Source organism: Agromyces binzhouensis, from assembly GCF_042672355.1.
Taxonomy (GTDB): Bacteria; Actinomycetota; Actinomycetes; order Actinomycetales; family Microbacteriaceae; genus Agromyces; species Agromyces binzhouensis.
Window position 1 is genome coordinate 131,374 of the sequence record NZ_JBHXVJ010000007.1, and the last position, 19,187, is coordinate 150,560.

At 70.7% G+C, this 19,187-nt stretch carries 17 protein-coding genes; 12 read left to right on the plus strand and 5 right to left on the minus strand.

Translation table 11 applies throughout. The features are described from left to right. Positions 1 to 10: 10 nt before the first annotated feature. The 5 genes from ACFVHK_RS13470 (at position 11) to ACFVHK_RS13490 (ending at position 6,801) form a co-directional block, all read left to right on the plus strand. On the plus strand, positions 11 to 940 hold the full coding sequence (locus tag ACFVHK_RS13470; RefSeq protein WP_129234162.1) for an ABC transporter permease: 930 nt from the start codon (positions 11 to 13) through the stop codon (positions 938 to 940). Then, the gene (locus ACFVHK_RS13475) at positions 930 to 1,880 is read left to right on the plus strand and encodes an ABC transporter permease (protein WP_376929241.1); all 951 of its coding nucleotides are present in this window, start codon (positions 930 to 932) and stop codon (positions 1,878 to 1,880) included. Before ACFVHK_RS13470 ends, ACFVHK_RS13475 begins: the two co-directional genes overlap by 11 nt. Continuing rightward, the gene (locus ACFVHK_RS13480; RefSeq protein ID WP_376929242.1) at positions 1,877 to 3,646 is read left to right on the plus strand and encodes a dipeptide ABC transporter ATP-binding protein; all 1,770 of its coding nucleotides are present in this window, start codon (positions 1,877 to 1,879) and stop codon (positions 3,644 to 3,646) included. The genes ACFVHK_RS13475 and ACFVHK_RS13480 overlap by 4 nt, the downstream gene beginning before the upstream one ends. Positions 3,647 to 3,849: 203 nt before the next feature. Beyond that, positions 3,850 to 5,754 carry a translational GTPase TypA gene (gene typA / locus ACFVHK_RS13485; RefSeq protein WP_129234165.1) on the plus strand — a complete coding sequence of 635 codons (1,905 nt, stop codon included), beginning with the start codon at positions 3,850 to 3,852 and terminating at the stop codon, positions 5,752 to 5,754. A 372-nt stretch (positions 5,755 to 6,126) separates the two neighbouring features. Then, positions 6,127 to 6,801 carry a M23 family metallopeptidase gene (locus tag ACFVHK_RS13490; RefSeq protein ID WP_376929243.1) on the plus strand — a complete coding sequence of 225 codons (675 nt, stop codon included), beginning with the start codon at positions 6,127 to 6,129 and terminating at the stop codon, positions 6,799 to 6,801. 85 nt (positions 6,802 to 6,886) lie between these two features. Here ACFVHK_RS13490 and ACFVHK_RS13495 read toward each other — a convergent pair whose 3' ends face one another. Then, on the minus strand, positions 6,887 to 7,699 hold the full coding sequence (locus tag ACFVHK_RS13495) for an enoyl-CoA hydratase/isomerase family protein (protein WP_376929244.1): 813 nt from the start codon (positions 7,697 to 7,699) through the stop codon (positions 6,887 to 6,889). Between the two features lie 118 nt (positions 7,700 to 7,817). On the opposite strand from ACFVHK_RS13495, the gene ACFVHK_RS13500 reads away from it, so the two are divergent. The 5 genes from ACFVHK_RS13500 (at position 7,818) to ACFVHK_RS13520 (ending at position 11,631) form a co-directional block, all read left to right on the plus strand. Continuing rightward, on the plus strand, positions 7,818 to 8,261 hold the full coding sequence (locus ACFVHK_RS13500) for a hypothetical protein (RefSeq protein WP_376929245.1): 444 nt from the start codon (positions 7,818 to 7,820) through the stop codon (positions 8,259 to 8,261). Continuing rightward, positions 8,258 to 8,659 (plus strand): hypothetical protein, encoded by a 402-nt coding sequence (locus ACFVHK_RS13505; protein ID WP_376929246.1) that lies wholly within the window; start codon positions 8,258 to 8,260, stop codon positions 8,657 to 8,659. Before ACFVHK_RS13500 ends, ACFVHK_RS13505 begins: the two co-directional genes overlap by 4 nt. A 39-nt stretch (positions 8,660 to 8,698) precedes the next feature. Continuing rightward, a complete protein-coding gene (fdxA, locus tag ACFVHK_RS13510) occupies positions 8,699 to 9,019 on the plus strand; it encodes a ferredoxin (RefSeq protein WP_129235541.1) in 321 nt (106 codons plus the stop codon). 2 nt (positions 9,020 to 9,021) lie between these two features. Next, the gene (gene dapC, locus ACFVHK_RS13515) at positions 9,022 to 10,137 is read left to right on the plus strand and encodes a succinyldiaminopimelate transaminase (protein WP_376929247.1); all 1,116 of its coding nucleotides are present in this window, start codon (positions 9,022 to 9,024) and stop codon (positions 10,135 to 10,137) included. Positions 10,138 to 10,332: 195 nt separating this feature from the next. Beyond that, positions 10,333 to 11,631, plus strand: a complete 1,299-nt coding sequence (locus tag ACFVHK_RS13520; RefSeq protein ID WP_376929337.1) for a citrate synthase — start codon at positions 10,333 to 10,335, stop codon at positions 11,629 to 11,631. 80 nt (positions 11,632 to 11,711) lie between these two features. Here the strand turns inward: ACFVHK_RS13520 and ctlX are convergent, their stop codons facing one another. Together ctlX and ACFVHK_RS13530 are read right to left on the minus strand one after the other, a co-directional pair. Continuing rightward, positions 11,712 to 12,698 (minus strand): citrulline utilization hydrolase CtlX, encoded by a 987-nt coding sequence (gene ctlX / locus ACFVHK_RS13525; protein ID WP_376929248.1) that lies wholly within the window; start codon positions 12,696 to 12,698, stop codon positions 11,712 to 11,714. Between the two features lie 4 nt (positions 12,699 to 12,702). Further along, positions 12,703 to 13,731 carry an ornithine cyclodeaminase gene (locus ACFVHK_RS13530; RefSeq protein ID WP_376929249.1) on the minus strand — a complete coding sequence of 343 codons (1,029 nt, stop codon included), beginning with the start codon at positions 13,729 to 13,731 and terminating at the stop codon, positions 12,703 to 12,705. Positions 13,732 to 13,854: 123 nt separating this feature from the next. On the opposite strand from ACFVHK_RS13530, the gene ACFVHK_RS13535 reads away from it, so the two are divergent. Further along, complete coding sequence (locus ACFVHK_RS13535) at positions 13,855 to 14,286, plus strand: Lrp/AsnC family transcriptional regulator (RefSeq protein WP_129235281.1); 432 nt, start codon at positions 13,855 to 13,857, stop codon at positions 14,284 to 14,286. A gap of 33 nt (positions 14,287 to 14,319) precedes the next feature. Here the strand turns inward: ACFVHK_RS13535 and ACFVHK_RS13540 are convergent, their stop codons facing one another. Together ACFVHK_RS13540 and dapD are read right to left on the minus strand one after the other, a co-directional pair. Then, positions 14,320 to 16,923: a penicillin acylase family protein gene (locus ACFVHK_RS13540; protein ID WP_376929250.1), complete on the minus strand. Its 2,604-nt coding sequence runs from the start codon at positions 16,921 to 16,923 to the stop codon at positions 14,320 to 14,322. A gap of 109 nt (positions 16,924 to 17,032) precedes the next feature. Beyond that, positions 17,033 to 17,992, minus strand: a complete 960-nt coding sequence (dapD, locus tag ACFVHK_RS13545; RefSeq protein ID WP_376929251.1) for a 2,3,4,5-tetrahydropyridine-2,6-dicarboxylate N-succinyltransferase — start codon at positions 17,990 to 17,992, stop codon at positions 17,033 to 17,035. Positions 17,993 to 18,079: 87 nt separating this feature from the next. Here dapD and dapE point away from each other — a divergent pair, with 87 nt between their 5' ends. After that, positions 18,080 to 19,183 (plus strand): succinyl-diaminopimelate desuccinylase, encoded by a 1,104-nt coding sequence (gene dapE / locus ACFVHK_RS13550; RefSeq protein WP_376929252.1) that lies wholly within the window; start codon positions 18,080 to 18,082, stop codon positions 19,181 to 19,183. The last annotated feature ends 4 nt before the right edge of the window (positions 19,184 to 19,187 follow it).

Below are 19,187 nucleotides of genomic sequence, written 5' to 3' on the forward strand. Positions count from 1 at the left end.
GGCCTGATCCATGGCCGGTTACATCGCGCGCCGACTGCTTCAGGCGATCCCTGTGCTGCTCGGCACCACGTTCCTGATCTACTTCATGGTCTTCGCCATGCCGGGCGACCCCGTCGTCGCCCTCTTCGGCGACAAGACCCCTCCGCCCCAGGTGCTCGAGGCCGTCCGCGAGCGGTACAACCTCGACCAGCCCTTCATCGTGCAGTACCTGCTGTTCCTGGCAGGGATCTTCCAGGGCGACTTCGGCGTCTCGTTCTCGGGTCAGCCGGTCTCCGAGATCCTCGCCGTGACCTTCCCTGTCACCCTGCAGCTCGCCATCCTGGCCGTCCTCATCGAGATGGTGTTCGGCATCACGATCGGCCTCGTCTCCGGCCTCCGCAAGGGCGGCATCTTCGACGCGAGCTTCCTCGTCGTCAGCCTGATCCTGATCTCGCTGCCCGTCTTCGTCGTCGCCTTCGTCGCGCAGTTCGTCTTCGGCATCCAACTCGGTTGGTTCCGGACCACCGTCGGCCCGGGTGCGCCGATCCAAGACCTCATCCTGCCGGCCATCGTGCTTGCGACGATCAGCTTCGCCCAGATCGTTCGACTGACAAGGGCGTCGGTCATCGACACGGGAGGACAGGACTTCGTTCGCACCGCCGCGAGCAAGGGACTGTCCCGGCGGCGCATCGTCCCCGTGCACATCCTCCGCAACTCGCTGATCCCCGTCGTGACCTACCTCGCCGTCGACTTCGGCGTGCTCATGGTCGGTGCGACCGTCACCGAGGGCATCTTCAACGTCCCCGGCGTGGGACGAACCCTGTACCAGGCCATCATCCGCGGCGAGGGACCGACCGTCGTCTCGTTCGTGACCGTCATGGTGCTGATCTACCTCGTCATCAACCTGCTGGTGGATCTGCTGTACGCCGTTCTCGACCCGAGGATCCGCTATGCCAAGTAACACCCGCTCCAACCAGGCGCACTACGTCGCGCCCATCGACGAGACCCCGCTCGTCGCGATCGACTCCGTCAAGGCCGACGGCAAGCCGACGAACCTCTGGACCGACGCCTGGCGCGACGTGCGCAAGCGTCCGATGTTCTGGATCTCCTCGGCGCTGATCCTCCTGATCGTGGTCGTGGCGCTCTTCCCGGCGCTCTTCACGAGCGTCGACCCGCGGTACTGCCAGCTCTCGCTGAGCAACCAGGGACCGGGCGACGGCAGCGTGCTCGGCTACAACCGCCAAGGCTGCGACATCTACTCGCGGATCATCTACGGCACGTCCACCTCGCTGTCGGTCGGCCTGATCGTCACGTTCCTCGTCGCGTCGCTCGGCATCTTCTTCGGTGCGCTCGCCGGCTTCTACGGCGGCTGGGTCGACGCGGTCCTGTCGCGACTCGGCGACATCTTCTTCTCGATCCCCTACATCCTCGCCGCGGTCGTCATCATGTCGGTGCTCTCGCAGTACGCGAGCGTGTGGACGATCTCCCTCGCCATCGGCATCTTCGCGTGGCCGGCGACGGCGCGTGTGCTGAGGGCCGAGATCCTCAGGGTGAAGAACGCCGACTTCGTCATGGCGGCCACGGCCGTCGGCGTCACGCGGTTGCGCATCCTGATCCGCCACGTGCTTCCGAACTCGATCGCCCCGGTGATCGTGATCACGACGATCTCGCTCGCCTCGGCGATCGTCGCCGAGGCGACCCTGTCGTTCCTCGGTGTCGGACTGCCCTCGAGCACCATGTCGTGGGGCAACGACATCAGCCAGGCCCAGGTCGACCTGCGGACGAACCCGCAGACGCTGATCCTGCCCTCCATCGCGCTGTCGGTCACCGTCCTGAGCTTCATCATGCTCGGCGAGGTCGCCCGCGACGCGCTCGACCCGAAGGCGAGGGCGCAGCGATGACCTCCACCGTGAACGGAAGCGACGTGCAGCACACCACTCCCGATGGCGAGGAGCAGCCGCTCCTCGAGATCAAGGACCTCAAGGTCGACTTCACGACCCAGGAGGGCAAGGTCACGGCGGTCGACGGCGTGAACATCACGCTCTACCGCGGGCAGAGCCTCGCGATCGTGGGCGAGTCCGGTTCGGGCAAGTCCACGACCGCGCACGCGATCATCAAGCTCCTGCCCGGCTCGGGCGAGATCTCCGGCGGACAGATCCTCCTCGACGGCCAGGACCTGGCCAAGTCGTCGAAGAAGGAGATGGAGGACATCCGGGGTCGCAAGATCGGCTTCGTCCCGCAGGACCCGATGTCGAACCTGAATCCGGTCTGGTCGATCGGGTTCCAGGTCGAGGAGGCGATCCGGGCCAACGGCATCGCGACCGGCCGCAAGGAGGTTCGAGCCCGCGCCATCGAGGTGCTCAAGCAGGCGGGCCTGCAGGATGCGGACCGCCGCCTCAAGCAGTTCCCGCACCAGTTCTCGGGCGGCATGCGCCAGCGCGTGCTCATCGGAATGGGCCTGGCGGCCGACCCGCAGCTGCTGATCGCCGACGAGCCCACCTCGGCGCTCGACGTGACGGTCCAGCGCGTCATCCTCGACCACCTCGAGTCCCTGACGCGTGAGCTGGGCACCACCCTGCTGTTCATCACGCACGACCTCGGGCTCGCCGCCGAGCGCGCCGAGCAGCTCGTGGTCATGTACAAGGGCAAGGTCGTCGAGTCGGGACCCTCCCTCGAGATCCTGCAGAACCCGCAGCACCCCTACACGCAGCGCCTCGTGGCCGCGGCGCCGAGCCTGGCGTCGCGCCGCATCAAGTCCACGATCCACGGCCAGGACGCCGCGGCGCACGAGCCGGGCGCCGAGGTCGGGACGACGACGGACACGATCGACCTGATCGCCACTGCGGAGGCACGCGCCGAGGCGCACGAGGCCGCGGCCGCGCAGCCTCCCGCCATCGTGGTTGAGGACCTCACGAAGGTCTTCAAGATCCGCGGCTCCGGCGACTTCACCGCGGTCGACAAGGTCTCCTTCGAGATCCCGAAGGGCACCACCACCGCGCTCGTGGGCGAGTCCGGTTCGGGCAAGTCCACGGTCGCGAAGATGCTGCTGAAGCTCGAGGACGTCACGAGCGGCAAGATCATCGTGGGCGGCAAGGACCTCGCGAGCCTGACCGGCAAGGACCTGTTCGACCTCCGGAGTCGGATGCAGCCCGTGTTCCAGGACCCGTACGGTTCGCTGAACCCGCTCCGGAACATCGGCAACACCATCTCGGAGCCGCTGGTCACGCACAGCGTGGGCGACCGCGCGTCGCGTCGTGCCCGCGTGTTCGAACTGCTCGACCAGGTGTCGCTGCCGCGGACCCTCGTCGGCCGCTACCCGAACGAGCTCTCCGGCGGCCAGCGCCAGCGCATCGCGATCGCGCGCGCGCTCGCGCTGAAGCCCGAGATCGTCATCCTCGACGAGGCCGTGTCGGCGCTCGACGTGCTCGTGCAGGCCCAGATCCTGCGCCTGCTCGCCGACCTGCAGGCCGAGCTCGACCTCACCTACCTCTTCATCACGCACGACCTCGCGGTCGTGCGCGTCATCGCCGACAACGTGTGCGTGATGCAGAAGGGACGGATCGTCGAGGCCGCGGCCACCGACGACGTGTTCGAGAACCCGACGGAGCAGTACACGAAGGATCTCCTCGCGGCGATCCCCGGTGCGAACCTCCAGCTCGGCGCGTAGCCGACCGCAGGTCGAACGGACGCCCGGCCTCCCCGCACGGAGGCCGGGCGTCCGCCGTTTCCGCCGGACGCGGTACGCTGGTCGGGCGCGAACCGTGACCAATCGGATGCTCGCGCTCCCACCGACTCCACTCCAGCGCTGCGGCGCTGCCGATCCGCGCCCCGGAGCCGCTCTGCGACCGGAGGCCACGCGAGGACCACACCATGGCCAAGGCCACCCGCAACGACCTGCGCAACGTCGCGATCGTCGCCCACGTCGACCACGGCAAGACGACGCTCGTCGACGCGATGCTCAACCAGACGCACTCGTTCGCCGAGCACGCCCACGTCGAAGAGCGCGCGATGGACTCGAACGAGCTCGAACGTGAGAAGGGCATCACGATCCTCGCCAAGAACACGGCGATCTCGTACAACGGCGCCCACTCGGGCGGCTCGCCCGTGACCATCAACGTCATCGACACTCCCGGCCACGCCGACTTCGGCGGCGAGGTCGAGCGCGGCCTGTCCATGGTCGACGGCGTCGTGCTCCTGGTCGACGCCAGCGAGGGGCCGCTGCCGCAGACGCGGTTCGTGCTCCGCAAGGCGCTCGAGGCCCGGATGCCGGTCATCCTCCTCGTGAACAAGACCGACCGGCCCGACGCCCGCATCGACGAGGTCGTCGCCGAGAGCCAGGACCTGCTCCTCGGCCTCGCCTCCGACCTGGCCGACGACGTTCCCGACCTCGACCTCGACGCGATCCTCGACGTGCCGGTCGTGTACGCCTCCGGCAGGAACGGCGCGGCGAGCCACACCAAGCCCGCGAACGGCGAGCTTCCCGACAACGGCGACCTCGAGCCGCTGTTCGAGGCGATCCTCCAGCACATCCCCGCTCCGACGTACGACGACGAGCACCCCCTGCAGGCGCACGTCACCAACCTCGACGCGTCGCCGTTCCTCGGCCGCCTCGCGCTGCTGCGCGTCTTCCACGGCACCATCCGCAAGGGCCAGACCGTGGCGTGGGTCAAGCACGACGGATCCGTGCAGAACGTCCGGGTGACCGAGCTCTTCCTGACCAAGGCCCTCGACCGCTACCCGGCCGAGAGCGCCGGCCCGGGCGACATCGCCGTCGTCGCGGGCTTCGAGGACATCATGATCGGCGACACGCTGGCCGATGCGGAGGATGTGCGGCCGCTGCCGGTCATCGCGGTCGACGAGCCCGCCATCTCGATGACGATCGGCACGAACACCTCGCCGCTCGTCGGCAAGGTCAAGGGGCACAAGCTCACCGCGCGCATGGTGAAGGACCGCCTGGACCGCGAGCTCGTCGGCAACGTCTCGCTGAAGGTCGTCGACATCGGCCGCCCCGACGCGTGGGAGGTCCAGGGCCGAGGCGAGCTCGCGCTCGCGATCCTCGTCGAGCAGATGCGACGTGAGGGCTACGAGCTGACCGTGGGCAAGCCCCAGGTGGTGACGAAGCAGGTCGACGGCAAGCTCCATGAGCCGTTCGAGCACCTCACGATCGACGCGCCGGAGGAGTACCTCGGCGCCATCACGCAGCTGCTCGCCGCGCGCAAGGGCCGGATGGACAACATGTCCAACCACGGCACCGGCTGGGTCCGCATGGAGTTCATCGTGCCGAGCCGCGGCCTCATCGGCTTCCGGACCGAGTTCATGACCACGACGCGCGGCACCGGCATCGCGAACGCGATCTCGCACGGCTACGACGAGTGGGCGGGCCAGATCGTGACGCGCAACAACGGGTCGATCGTCGCCGACCGTGCGGGTGTCGTGACGCCCTTCGCGATCATCGCGCTCCAGGAGCGCATGACGTTCTTCGTGAACCCCACCGAGGAGGTCTACGAGGGCATGGTCATCGGCGAGAACTCGCGCAACGACGACATGGACGTGAACATCACGAAGGAGAAGAAGCTGACGAACATGCGGTCGTCGACGGCCGACACCTTCGAGTCGATGACGCCCTCGCGCCAGCTCTCGCTTGAGGAGTGCCTCGAGTTCGCGCGGGAGGACGAGTGCGTCGAGGTCACGCCGACCGCGGTGCGCATCCGCAAGGTCGAGCTCGACGCCACCGCGCGCGCTCGGGCCGCATCGCGCCTGAAGAAGCAGGGCTAGCGCCAGACGCAGAGAAGGGGATGCCGCGGGGCCGCCGCGGCATCCCCTTCGCCGTTTTCGGGCCGGATTCGCGGCGGTGGACGGGGGAGTGGAGGAACTTCACAGAAAGCGACTCGTATGGTTGTCGAGTTCTTCGAAACCGAGTCAGTCGTTACGCAACCGTTACCCGAGTATCACCCTCCCCCGCTTATGAACCTCCCCCAGCATGGCCGTCGTGCGGCCGGACGCCCCCGCTACCGCCGCACCGCCCCCGCCCGCCCCGCAACCTCCGCCAACCCCGAGGCCGCGCAGCCGACCGCCGCATCGGCGGCCGTCCGGCCGTCGCGCCGTCGAGCCGCCGCCGCACTGCGTCCGGTCATGACGATCGGCGCGATGACGTTCGCCGGAGGCATGCTGCTCGCGACGAGCGTCCCCGCACTCGCGGTCAGCGCGACCGACACGGTCGCCCGTGCCTCGGTCTACGCGCCCGCCGAGGACTCGATCTCGTTCCGCTCCCAGACGCTCGAGGTCGGGTCCGAGGTCGCGCTCGAGCCGATCGAGGTCGGCGATTGGGACGTCGAGGCGGCCCCGCCGCCCATCGAGTCGAGCGTCGCCGGCCTGGGCGAGGTCTCCCTCGTGCAGGCGGACCGCGTGGTGTGGCCGGTCGACCCCTCGCGCACCGCGTCGGGCTTCGGCCCGCGTATCGCACCGTGCGGGGGGTGCTCGACCTTCCACGACGGCATCGACTTCAACCCGGGACTCGGCGCCACGATCGGGTCCATCGCCGACGGCGTCGTGATCACCGCGACCGAGGCGGGCGGCGGCCTCGGCGTCTACGTCGAGGTGCAGCACAACATCGACGGCGTCGTCGTCACGTCGCTCTACGCGCACATGCAGTACGGCTCGCTCGCCGTCGCCGCCGGGCAGCGCGTCACCGCCGGTCAGCCGATCGGCGCGGTCGGCACGACGGGCCAGTCCACCGGTCCGCACCTCCACCTCGAGATGTACGGCGCCGACGGCGTCCGCTTCGACGGCATGTCCTGGCTGAGCACGCACGTGACCGGCTGACCCGGCTCCGGACTCCTGGTCCGGACCCCGGAGGCCCGACGACGGTTCCCGAGCTGTGGCGCGCGCCGCGCCATCCGCCGCCGCGTCAGCGACCCGAGAACTCCGGCTCCCGCTTCTCGATGAAGGCGGCCACGCCCTCGCGCATGTCGTGCGTCCGGAACGCGTCCGCGAAGCCCGCGACCTCGAACTCGGTGGCCGTGGCGGTCGGCGTTCCGGCCGCGTCGACGAGCACGCGTTTGGCGAGGGCGACCGCCGTCCAGGCGTTCGCGGAGACCTCGTCGATGGTCGCCCGGGCCCCGGCGAGGAGTGCGTCGCGGTCCGCGAATCGCCGCGCGACGAGGCCGGCCGACTCCGCGGCCGCGGCGTCGATGCGGCGCCCGGTGAAGATGAGCTCCTTCGCGAGCGAGAGGCCGACGGCGCGCGGCAGCCGAACCGTGCCGCCGAACCCGGGGATGAGTCCGAGTCGGACCTCGGGCTGACCGAACCACGACGACTCGGTCGCGTAGATGAGATCGCACGCGAGCGCGAGTTCAAGCCCGCCGCCGAGCGCGAACCCGTCGACGCAGGCGATGACGGGAGCCGGGAACGCCTCGATCGCCGCGGCGACACGATGGCCCAGGCGCGCGGCCTCCGCGCCCTCATCGGGCGTCAGCGTCGAGAGCGAGCGGATGTCCGCGCCGGCGACGAACGCGCGGCCGCCCTCGCCGACGACGATGACGCCGCGAACGGCGTCCGCCTCGTTCCGGAGCGCGTCGAACGCGTCGGCGATCGCGCGGAGCACGTCGGGGGAGAGGGCGTTGAGCGCCTCGGGCCGATCGATCACGACGGTGGCGACGACGCCGTCGCGCTCGAGGCGCACGGGCGGGCGGTGCTCGTCGGTTCCGGGCTGTTCGGGCATCCTCGATCGTCCTTCCCGCGGCGGTTCGGCCGCACCGCCGACCACGCTACGGCATGCCGCCGGTCCGGGGCGTCGCCCTCGGAGCAGCGGCCCGGGCGCGGCGGTTAGACTCCCGCCCATGCCCATCTTCTCCAGGCGCGTGCGCGCCACCGCCATCGTGGCGAGCCTCGCGGCGGCGACCCTGCTCACCGGCTGCACGGGCGTCGTGCAGGAGAGCGTCGAGCGGGGCGTCGGGGACGCCGTCGAGGACGCGACGGGCGGTCGGGTCGAGCTGAGCGGTGAGCTCCCCGCGGACTTCCCGGCCTCCGTGCCGATCATCGACGGCAGCATCGAACTCGCGGGCGGGGCCGCGGGCGCGGGCGGCTGGGTCGTGGTCCTCTCGTCCGAGGCGGGCGATCCCCTGGGCGATGCTCGTGCACAGGTCGAGGGGGCCGGGTTCCGCGAGGATCCGTCGATGGAGCAGGCGACCGCGGCCGGCTCGGTGTACACCGACGGCGAGCTCCTGGTGATCCTCGCAGGCGAGGGCGGCACGGTGACCTATACCGTGACGCCGGCGCCGTGAGCGCGGCGGCCGGGCGCCGATCGCTCGGCTCCCGGATCGGCACCCTCGCGATCGCGTTCGCGGTCGGCGTGGTCTACGGCACGGTGGCGACGATCGGGCACCGGCACGCATGGGAGATCGGGGGCGTCTCGATCCCGTGGGGTCTCGTCGCAGGGCTGGTCGGCGTCGCCGCCCTGCTCCTCGGCATCCGGCTCGTCGCGGGCGGGCGGGCGGCCTCGGCCGCCGCGGCAGCGGGCGTGGTCGGGGTCGTCGCCGTGCTGTCGCTCCCGGGCCCCGGCGGATCGGTGCTCGTCGCCGACGGCGTCGTCGGCATGATCTGGGCGATCGGCCCCGCGATCATTTCCGTATTGGTCGTCGCGTGGCCCTCGCTGCCGCCGCGCGAGGCGCGGCGCGCATAGACTGGCAGTCCAGCATCACCGAAGGGACAGCGACCCACCGTGACCTATGTCATCGCCCTGCCGTGCGTCGATGTGAAGGACCGTGCCTGCATCGACGAGTGTCCCGTCGACTGCATCTACGAAGGCGAGCGCTCGCTCTACATCCACCCCGACGAGTGCGTCGACTGCGGTGCCTGCGAGCCGGTCTGCCCGGTCGAGGCCATCTACTACGAGGACGACCTGCCCGATGAATGGGCCGACTACTACAAGGCGAACGTCGAGTTCTTCGACGAGGTCGGCTCGCCCGGAGGCGCGGCGAAGGTCGGCGTCATCCCCAAAGACCACCCGCTGATCGCGGCGCTGCCCCCGCAGGGTCACTGACCATGGCGCTCGGGGCCCTGCCCGAGTACCCCTGGGACCTGATGGTCCCGTATCGCGATCGAGCGTCGTCGCACCGCGACGGCATCGTCGACCTGTCGATCGGCTCGCCGATCGACCCGACGCCGCAACTCGTGCGCGATGCCCTCGCGGCGGCGACCGACGCGCACTCCTACCCGACGACCACCGGCACGTCCGCGCTGCGACGTGCGATCGTCGACTGGTTCGCCCGTCGCCGGGGGGTCGAGGGCCTCGAGGCGGATGCCGTGCTGCCGACGATCGGCTCGAAGGAGCTCGTCGCGCTCCTCCCCTTCTTCCTTGGCGTGGGTGCGGGTGATGCGGTGGTCCATCCGCGCGCGGCGTACCCGACGTACGAGATGGGCGCGATCTTCGCGGGTGCGGAGGCCGTGGCATCCGACGACCCGGCCGAATGGCCCCCGAACACGCGGCTGGTCTGGCTGAACTCGCCCGGCAACCCCGACGGGCGGGTGCTCGGTGCGGCCGAACTGCGCGGCGCCGTCGCCCGTGCCCGCGAGCTGGGCGCGATGATCGTCGGCGATGAGTGCTACGCCGAGCTCGGATGGGAGGACCCGTGGCAGGACGGCGCCGTCCCGAGCGTGCTCGACCCGGCGGTGACGGGCGGTGATCCGAGCGGCGTGCTCGCGATCTACTCACTGTCGAAGCAGTCCAACATGGCGGGGTACCGCGCGGCGTTCGTCGGCGGCGACCCCGCGCTGATCGCGCGGCTCACGACCGCCCGCAAGCACGCCGGGCTCATGGTGCCGGCGCCCCTCCAGGCGGCGATGGCCGTCGCGCTCGCGGACGACGCGCACGTGCAGGAGCAGAAGGCGCGCTATCGGGCCAGGCGCGACCTGCTGCGGCCCGCCCTCGAGGACGCCGGCTTCCGGATCGACCACAGCGAGGCGGGGCTGTACCTCTGGGCGACCGAGGGCCGCGACGCGTGGGAATCGATCGGACGCCTCGCCGACCTCGGCATCCTGGCCGGACCCGGGCACTTCTACGGGCCCCACTTCCCGCAGCACGTGAGGCTCTCGCTCACGGCCACGGACGAGCGGATCCGTCAGGCCGCCGGGCGGCTGAGGGCCACCGCGGTGCGCTGATCGCGCGGATCGTCACCGAATCGCAGCCGAGACTGTGCAACCGCTCCAATCGATCGGGCGATCCATTGGTGGATGCGACAGTGTGCGCCCGACCCGTCTAGGCTGTAGTCGGGCCGCGCGCGCCGACCGGTGCCGGACCGGAGAGCAGGGAACCGCGAGACAGTGACGATCACAGGAGACGCCGTGAGCAACGTCGTGAACGAATCCGTCGGAGTCGACTCCGATACCGCGACGCTGAACTTCCCCGGCGGAACGGCCGAATTCCCGATCCACCGCGCCTCGCAGGGCAACGCCAGCATCGACGTGTCCACGCTCACCCGGCAGACCGGACTCACCGCGCTCGACTACGGATTCGTCAACACCTCGTCGACGCGGTCGGCGATCACCTACATCGACGGCGAGCAGGGCATCCTCCGCTACCGCGGCTACCCGATCGAGGAGCTCGCCGAGCACTCGACCTACCTCGAGGTCGCCTGGCTGCTCATGTACGGCGAGCTCCCCACGGCCGACCAGCTCGGCGAGTTCGACGAGAAGATCCGGCGTCACACGCTCCTCCACGAGGACCTCAAGCGGTTCTTCTCCGCGCTCCCGCACACCGCGCACCCGATGGCCGTGCTCTCCAGCGCCGTTGCGGCGCTCTCGACCTACTACGAGGACTCGTCCGACCCGCACGATCCCGAGCACGTCGAGCTCACGACCATCCGCCTGCTCGCCAAGCTGCCGGTGATCGCCGCGTACGCGCACAAGAAGAGCATCGGGCAGGCGTTCCTCTACCCCGACAACTCGCTGAACTTCGTCGAGAACTTCCTCCGGCTGAACTTCGGCAACATGGCCGAGCCGTACCAGATCGAGCCGACCCTCGCGAAGGCGCTCGACCGGCTCCTGATCCTCCACGAGGACCACGAGCAGAACGCGTCGACCTCGACGGTCCGGCTCGTCGGCTCGACGGGGGCCAACCTCTACGCGTCGATCTCCGCCGGCATCCAGGCGCTCTCGGGCCCGCTCCACGGCGGAGCGAACGAGGCGGTGCTCCAGATGCTCGCGCAGATCCGCGACTCGGGTGAGGGCGTCGGCAAGTTCGTCGAGCGCGTCAAGCGCAAGGAGGACGGCGTCAAGCTCATGGGCTTCGGTCACCGGGTCTACAAGAACTACGACCCGCGCGCGAAGATCGTGAAGACGAGCGCCGACGCCGTGCTCGAGGGCCTCGGCGTCAACGACCCGCTGCTCGACATCGCGAAGGAGCTCGAGCAGTTCGCGCTCGAGGACGACTACTTCAAGCAGCGTCGTCTCTACCCGAACGTCGACTTCTACACCGGCGTGATCTACAAGGCCATGGGCTTCCCGACGCGCATGTTCACCGTGCTCTTCGCCATCGGCCGCCTTCCCGGCTGGATCGCCCACTGGCGCGAGATGAACCTCGACGGCGGAACGAAGATCGGTCGACCGCAGCAGCTGTACACGGGTTCCGGCGAGCGGCACTACCCGCTGGGCTGAGCGCGGAGCACCGTTCCGCAGCCGACGAGAACGGCCCGTCCGCGGACGGGCCGTTCGTCGTCTCGGGAGTCCCGTGCCTGTCAGAGTGCGGCGATCTCGTCCGCGGCGGCATCGTCGACGGGCGCCGATCGGTGCTCGACCAGCCCCGGCCGCGGGTCGAGGTGCACGCCCGCGAGCATGCAGCGCACCGACCCGCCGGCGAGCTCGATCGTCGGGACGTCGAGCGGCAGCAGGCGCGCGGAGCGCTCGATGCGCGTGCGCTGGTCGGCGGTGAGCGCGTCGAAGGCCGTGCGCGAGAGCGCGAGGACGCGGCCCTGCGCGGTCCACAGCTCGAGCGCGTTGCCCGCGAAGGCGTCGACCTGCGCGTTGTCGAGGGCGATGACGTCGCGTCGCCCGCGGGCGCCCAGCCTGCCGAGCACCTCGTCGCGGCGCGCAGGGGAGACGAACATGTCGGCGGCGACGAGCGCGAAGTCGGTCGCGATGCTCAGGATCACGTTGGTGTGGTAGACCGCGACGCCTCGACCGTCGACCGCATCGAAGACCATCGGCTCGTAGCCGAAGTTCGTGCAGAACCGCTCGAGAGCGATCGGGTCGGCCCGGTTCGAACGCGCGGCGTACGCGATGCGCGACTCGTGGTCGAGCACCATCGCCCCCGTCCCCTCGAGGAAGACGTCGTCGTACTCGAGTCCCGAGTAGTCGATGACGTCCTGCACCCGGTACGTGGTCTTCAGCAACTCGACGATGTCGCCGCGCCGCTCGGTCCGGCGGTTCGGCGTGAACATCGGGAACAGCGCGATGTGCCCGCCCGAGTGCGTGGAGATCCAGTTGTTGGGGAAGACGCTGTCGGGCCGGTGGGTCGTCTCGTCCTCGAAGAGGTGCACGGTCACGCCCGCGGCCTCGAGCGCGGCGGCCGCGCGGGTGACCTCGTCGTAGGCCGATGCCGCGAGCCGGTCGGGGTCGAGTCCGTCGGCGTTCGGCTGGAAGCCGTTGTCGGCGACGGTGTGCGGGTTGGGGGAGAAGTGGTGCGGCCGGACCATGACGACCGCGGACGGGGACTGGACCGACATCCGCTCAGCCCACCGGCGAGAATGCGCCGACCAGGCCGAAGAGGTCCTTCGGGTCGTCGGGATCCGCGACGAGGTCGATCCGCTGCTCGAACCTCGTCCCGGCCACCTGGTCGCGCGCGTAGCGCAGGGCCGAGAAGTCCTCGATCGCGAAGCCCACCGAGTCGAAGACCGTGATCGCCTCCGCGTTCGCGCGGCCGGGCTTCCGGCCCGCGAGGACCTCCCACAGCTCGGTGACGGGGAAGTCGGCGGGCTTGGCCTGGATCTCGCCCTCGATGCGCGTCTGCGGCGTGTACTCGACGAAGACGTCGGCGCGGTCGAGGATCGCGGGGTCGAGCTCGGTCTTGCCGGGGCAGTCCCCGCCGATCGCGTTCAGGTGCATGCCCGGACGGACCCACTCGTCGGCGACGACCGTCGCTCGCGCCTTGTCGGCCGTGCACGTGGTCACGATGTCGGCGCCCTCGAGCGCCTCCGCCGCGCTGCCGGCGACCTCGATCTCGAAGCCCAGCGGGAGCATGTTGCGGACGAACTTCGCGATCGCGTCGGGGTCGACGTCGAACACGCGCAGGGTCGTGATGCCGAAGGCGTGGCGGAACGCGAGGGCCTGGAACTCGGCCTGGCTCCCGGTGCCGATCATCGCCATGACCCGGGAGTCGGGGCGTGCCAGCAGCTTGGCCGCGAAGGCGGACGTGGCGGCCGTGCGGAGCGCGGTGAGGACGGTCATCTCCGCGAGGAAGGTGGGGTAGCCGTTGTGCACGTCGGCGAGCACGCCGAAGGCGGTGACGGTCTGGTAGCCGCGTGCGGGATTGGAGGGGTGCCCGTTGACGTACTTGAAGGCGTAGGACTCGTGATCGCTCGTCGGCATGAGCTCGATGACGCCGAACGGCGTGTGGCTGGCCACGCGGGGCGTCTTGTCGAAGCTCTCCCAGCGCGCGAAGTCCTGCTCGAGGTACTCCATGATCCCCGCGATGATGCGCTCGGGGCCGGTTCCCCCGACCCAGCCGATCATGTTGCGTACGTCGACGAAGCTCGTCATCTCGTTCCCTTCAGTCCGGTGATTCGAGGGTACGATCCGACGATATGCAACGGCAACGACCGGCCTGCACACGGATTGTCTGCTGAGAGATCAGTCTGCGACATCCCGTTATACGATGTGTACATGGAACCGCTCGACGATCTCGACCGCCGCCTCCTGGCGCTCCTCCGAGAGGACGGACGGACGCCCGTGGCCGAGCTCTCGCGCCGGCTCGGCGTCGCCCGGGCGACCGTCACGGGGCGCATCGACCGGCTCGTGGCATCCGGCATCATCGTGGGGTTCTCGGTGCGCGTGCGCGACGAGTCCGACCCGCTGTCGATCCACGCGATCTCGTTCATCGAGGTCGAGGGGCGCACGACCGACGACGTCATCCGGCGCCTCCGCGGGTTCCCCGAGATCATCGCGCTGCACACGACCAACGGAGGGTGGGACCTCGTCGCCGAGCTCCGAACGGAGACCCTCGGCGAATTCGACCGCGTGCTCGGACGCATCCGGTCGATCGACGGCGTGGTCAACAGCGAGACGAGCCTGCTGCTGAGCTCGGTGCTGCGCTGAGCCGCTGCGCGCGGTGCGGTGCGCGCCGTCGGGTCAGCGTCCGGGCTGCAGGACGAGCGCGTCGGTCGCAGCCCTCCGCACCGCGCGGGTCGAGAACGGCCACTCGCGCGTCTCGCCCGCCTGCCAGAGCTCCGCCTGGTCGTCGTAGTGCGGGTGGAAGGCGTGCCCCGACGCACCGGTCAGGTTCACCCAGGTCGAGTCGTCGAAGTCGTCGAGGTCGACGACCATGCGCATCGACGGCACCCAGTTCACCTCGTACCCGAGCGTCGCGTCCCAGCCGTTGGCGTTCACGATCGCCGATCCGCCGCCCGCCTCGTACGGGCCGCGGTTGAACAGCCACTCGATCGGTCCGATGCCCGACTCGCCGAAGGTCTGGTTCGTCAGGCTCAGGGTGTGCAGGCTGCCCCACCTCCATGCACCGGGGTCGTCGCCCATGAGGTCGGATGCCTCGACCCACGCGGCGTCCAGGGCGGCGGCGAGCACCGCGTCGCGTCCGGTGGCGCCCGACGCCCGGTCGGACCACCACGCGTCCTCCGGCTGCCCCAGGAGCGTGCCGAGGACCGAGAACCACCGGTCGCCGCCGACCGGCCGCGTCGACTCGGGGAGCCCCCCGAACATGCCGTCGAGCAGGTTCCGCCAGAAGACCGCGAAGTACGCCGCCTGGGCGCTGTCCACGTCGGCCGATGCATCCCAGTCCGCGAGGAGCCGCGCGCCGCGTTCGGCGTCGCCGTCGAGTTCGAGCTCGGCGATCACCGGCAGGAACGCCTCGGCGTTGGCGTCCCGCGTGTCGAACTGGATCTCGCTCATGTCCTCCGCGGTGATCGGCTCACCCGCGGCGATGAGGTCGCCGAGGCGGCGCTCGATTCCCTCGGCGCGGTAGCCGAGGTCCCAGTCCCGCGTCAGCATGGGGCCGTCCTCCTCGACGGCGTTGTTCGCGGTCACGATGTATCCCCGCTCCGGGTTCAGCACCGACGGGAGCTCGTCGTAGGGGACCGTCCCGGTCCAGCCGTTCTCGCTGGTCCAGCCCGGCAGCGGGACGGTGCCGTCGCCCGCGGAGCGCACGGGGATCCGGCCGGGAGCCTGGTAGCCGATGTTGCCGTCGACGTCGGCGTAGACGACGTTCTGGGACGGCACCTCGAAGCGTTCGGCCGCGGCCCGGAACTCGTCCCAGCCCTCGGCGCGGTTCATCGCGAAGACCGCCTGGGGCGTGCGGCCCGGCTGCAGCGCGGTCCACTGGAGCGACACCTCGAGCTTCGGCTCGGCGGCGCCCTCGACGGGCTCCTCGGTGCCGTCCGCGGTCGACGCGTTCCCCTCGGCGACCGCCGCGAAGTCCGAGCCGATGTCCGTGACGATCGGCCCCCTCGCTGTCGACCGCACGGTCACCGTCACGGGATCGCCGCCGGCGACCTCGATGACCTCCTCGCGCGTGGTGAGCGGGACGAGCTCGCCGTCGAGTTCGTAGGAGTCCTCGCTCACGCGCTCGAGGTAGAGGTCGGCCACGTCGGGAGCGAGATTGGTGAAGCCCCACGCGATGCGCTCGTTGTGGCCGATGATGATGCCGGGGAGGCCGGAGAACCCGAACCCGGCGACGTCGAACGTGCACAGCGGCGAGAGCTCGGCGCAGTGGAGCCCCATCTGGACCCAGATCGAGGGCATCGCGGGCCCGAGATGCGGGTCGTTGGCGAGCAGTGGCATGCCCGTGTCGGTCAGGGCGCCCGAGACGACCCACGAGTTCGAGCCGAGGTCGCCGCCCTCGGGACCGAGCAGTTGCGGCAGCGCGTCGAGGCGCGCGGCGAGGTCGCCGAGCACGCCCGCCGTCTCCTCGTTCGCGGCGGGAGCGACGGAACCCGCCTCGGAGGGCGTCGACCCGCCGTCGACGGCGCGCACGTCGAGGCCGGCCGGTGCCGCCGGCGCGGGCCCGCCGACGATGGTCGGCTTCGCCGACCAGGGGAACGCGGGGTGCAGCTGCGCGACCTGATCGGGCGTGAGCCCGGAGGCGAGGAGGAGCGCGCGGTCGATCTCGTCGCCGAGGTTCGACCTGAGGTCCCAGGCCATGGCCTTGAGCCAGGCGATCGAGTCCACCGGCGTCCACCGCTCCGGCTCGTAGCCGGGGTTCTGCAGGGCGAGCACGCCGTACTCCAGCGACAGCTCCACGCCCGACCGTTCCGAGAGGTACGCGTTCACGCCGTCGGCATAGGCCTCGTAGAGGGCGCGCGACTGGTCGTCGAGCATCTCGAACTCCTGCTCGGCGACGCCGCGCCAGTCGAGCGTGCGGATGAAGGCGTCGGTCGCGACCTGCGACTCGCCGAACAGCTCCGCGACGCGGCCCGCGGTGACGTGCCGACGGAAGTCCATCTCCCAGAATCGGTCCTGCGCGTGCACGTATCCCTGCGCGAAGAGCAGGTCGTGGTCCGTCTCGGCGACGAGCTGGGGGATCCCGGCGTCGTCGCGGTACACCGTCACCGATCCGTCGAGGCCGGCGACGGAGATGCGACCCGATTCGATGGGGAACGACCGATGCACCGTCCACCAGCCGAACCCGACCGCCGCGACGCCGAGCACGAGCACCGTGACGAGCGCTCCGACGAGGAACTTCGCCCAGCCGGTCCGTCGGGTCCTCGGCGCGTCGGTTCCCACGTCACTCCTTCGTGTCGGCGCATGGCTCGGGCCGCCCGTCCGAGCGACCCCGGGTCATCACTGTACCCCGGCGACCGCGGCAGGGCGGGCCGCGGCGCCGACCGCCGACTCAGGCGTGCAGGGCGGCGTTCAGCGCGATCCCCTCGCCCGATCGCGAGAGCACCTCGACGCGCCCGTCGAGCGAGTTGCGGCGGAAGAGCAGGTTCGGCAGGCCCGACAGCTCGACGGCCTTGACGATCCGATCGCGTTCGCCCGCGCCGCCGCGGAGCACCACCTTCGTGCCGGCGGTGACGTAGAGGCCGGCCTCGACGACGGAGTCGTCGCCGATCGAGATGCCGATGCCCGAGTTCGCGCCGAGGAGCGCGCGCTCGCCGATCGAGACGCGCTGCGTGCCGCCGCCCGAGAGCGTGCCCATGATCGAGGCGCCGCCGCCGATGTCGCTGCCGTCGCCGACCACGACGCCCTGCGAGACGCGGCCCTCCACCATCGAGGATCCGAGCGTGCCGGCGTTGAAGTTCACGAATCCCTCGTGCATCACCGTCGTGCCGGGCGCGAGGTGTGCGCCGAGGCGCACGCGCGATGCGTCGGCGACGCGCACGCGCTCGGGGATCACGTAGTCGAGCAGGCGGGGGAACTTGTCGAGCCCGGTCACGTGGATGCCGGCGCGCTGGAGCGTCGGACGGAGCCGGTCGAGGTCGTCGGGGTGCACCGGTCCGGCGTTGGTCCACGCGACGTTCGGGAGGTGCCCGAACACGCCGTCGAGGTTCAGGCCGTTGGGACGGACGAGCAGGTGGGAGAGCAGGTGCAGGCGCAGGTAGGCGTCCGACGTGCTCGCCGGCGCATCGGCGAGGTGGATGGCGACGCGCACGGCCTCCACCCGGACGCCTCGACGCTCGTCGGGGCCCACGGACCCCACCGGCGGCTCCCAGGCCGGTGCATCGGCGGCGGGTTCGCCGAGCTGCGGCGCCGGGAACCAGGTGTCGAGCACCGTGCCGTCGCCGGCGATCGTGGCGAGGCCGTCGCCCCAGGCGGTGGCGGGCGCGGTCGGATTCGACGAGTCTGCGGGCATGCTCCAAGGGTACCGAGCGCCGTGGGGGCCGCGACGGCGGATGACGCCGGGAGGAGGCGCGGCATCCGCCCTCGTAGACTCGGGGACATGGCTGCACCCGTCCGTCCCACGGCCGCGCTCGACCTGTCCGCCGACGTCGTCGCCATCACGCAGGCGATCTGCGACGTGCCGAGCGTCTCGGGCGAGGAGGGGCGGCTGGCGGACCTCGTCCAGGACGCGTTCCGGGATGCCGCGCACCTGGAGGTGCTCCGCGACGGCGACACGATCGTGGCGCGCACCAACCTCGGCCGCGACCGGCGCGTGGTCATCGCGGGGCACCTGGACACAGTGCCGATCAACGGCAACGTCCCGACCCGGTTCGAGGTCGACGGCGACCGTCAGGTGCTGTGGGGGCGGGGCACGGTCGACATGAAGGCGGGCGTGGCCGTGCAGCTGAAGCTCGCACGCGAACTGGTCGCGCCGGTCGTCGACGTGACGTGGATGTGGTACGACCACGAGGAGGTGGCCGCCGACCTGAACGGGCTGGGCCGGGTCCTGCGCTCGCGTCCCGACCTCTTCGCGGCCGACTTCGCCATCCTCGGCGAACCGACGCACGGCACGGTCGAGGGCGGGTGCAACGGCACGCTCCGGGTCGAGCTCCGTGCGACGGGGCGGCGGGCGCACTCGGCGCGCAGCTGGGTCGGCGAGAACGCGATCCACAAGCTCGCACCCGCGCTCGAGCGGCTCGTGACCTACGAGGCCGAGACCGTCCGCGTCGACGGGCTCGACTACCGCGAGGGCCTGAACGCCGTCTTCATGCACGGCGGCATCGCGGGCAACGTCATCCCCGACGAGGCCGTGCTCACGCTCAACTACCGGTTCGCGCCGAGCCGTTCCGTCGCGGAGGCGACCGAGCGCGTCCGCGCGCTCTTCCCCGAGTACGAGCTCACCGTCACCGATGCGTCGGAGGGCGCCAGGCCGGGCCTCGACGACCCGCTCGCGCAGGAGTTCGTCGGCGCGGTCGGCACCGACGCGCAGCCGAAGTACGGGTGGACGGATGTCGCGCGCTTCAGCGCGCTCGGCGTGCCGGCCGTGAACTTCGGACCCGGCGACCCGCTCCTCGCGCACGCCGACGACGAGCGCGTCGACTGCGACGAGATCCTCGCCTGCGAGTCCGCGCTGCGCGACTGGCTCACGGGGTCGGCGCGCTGAGCCG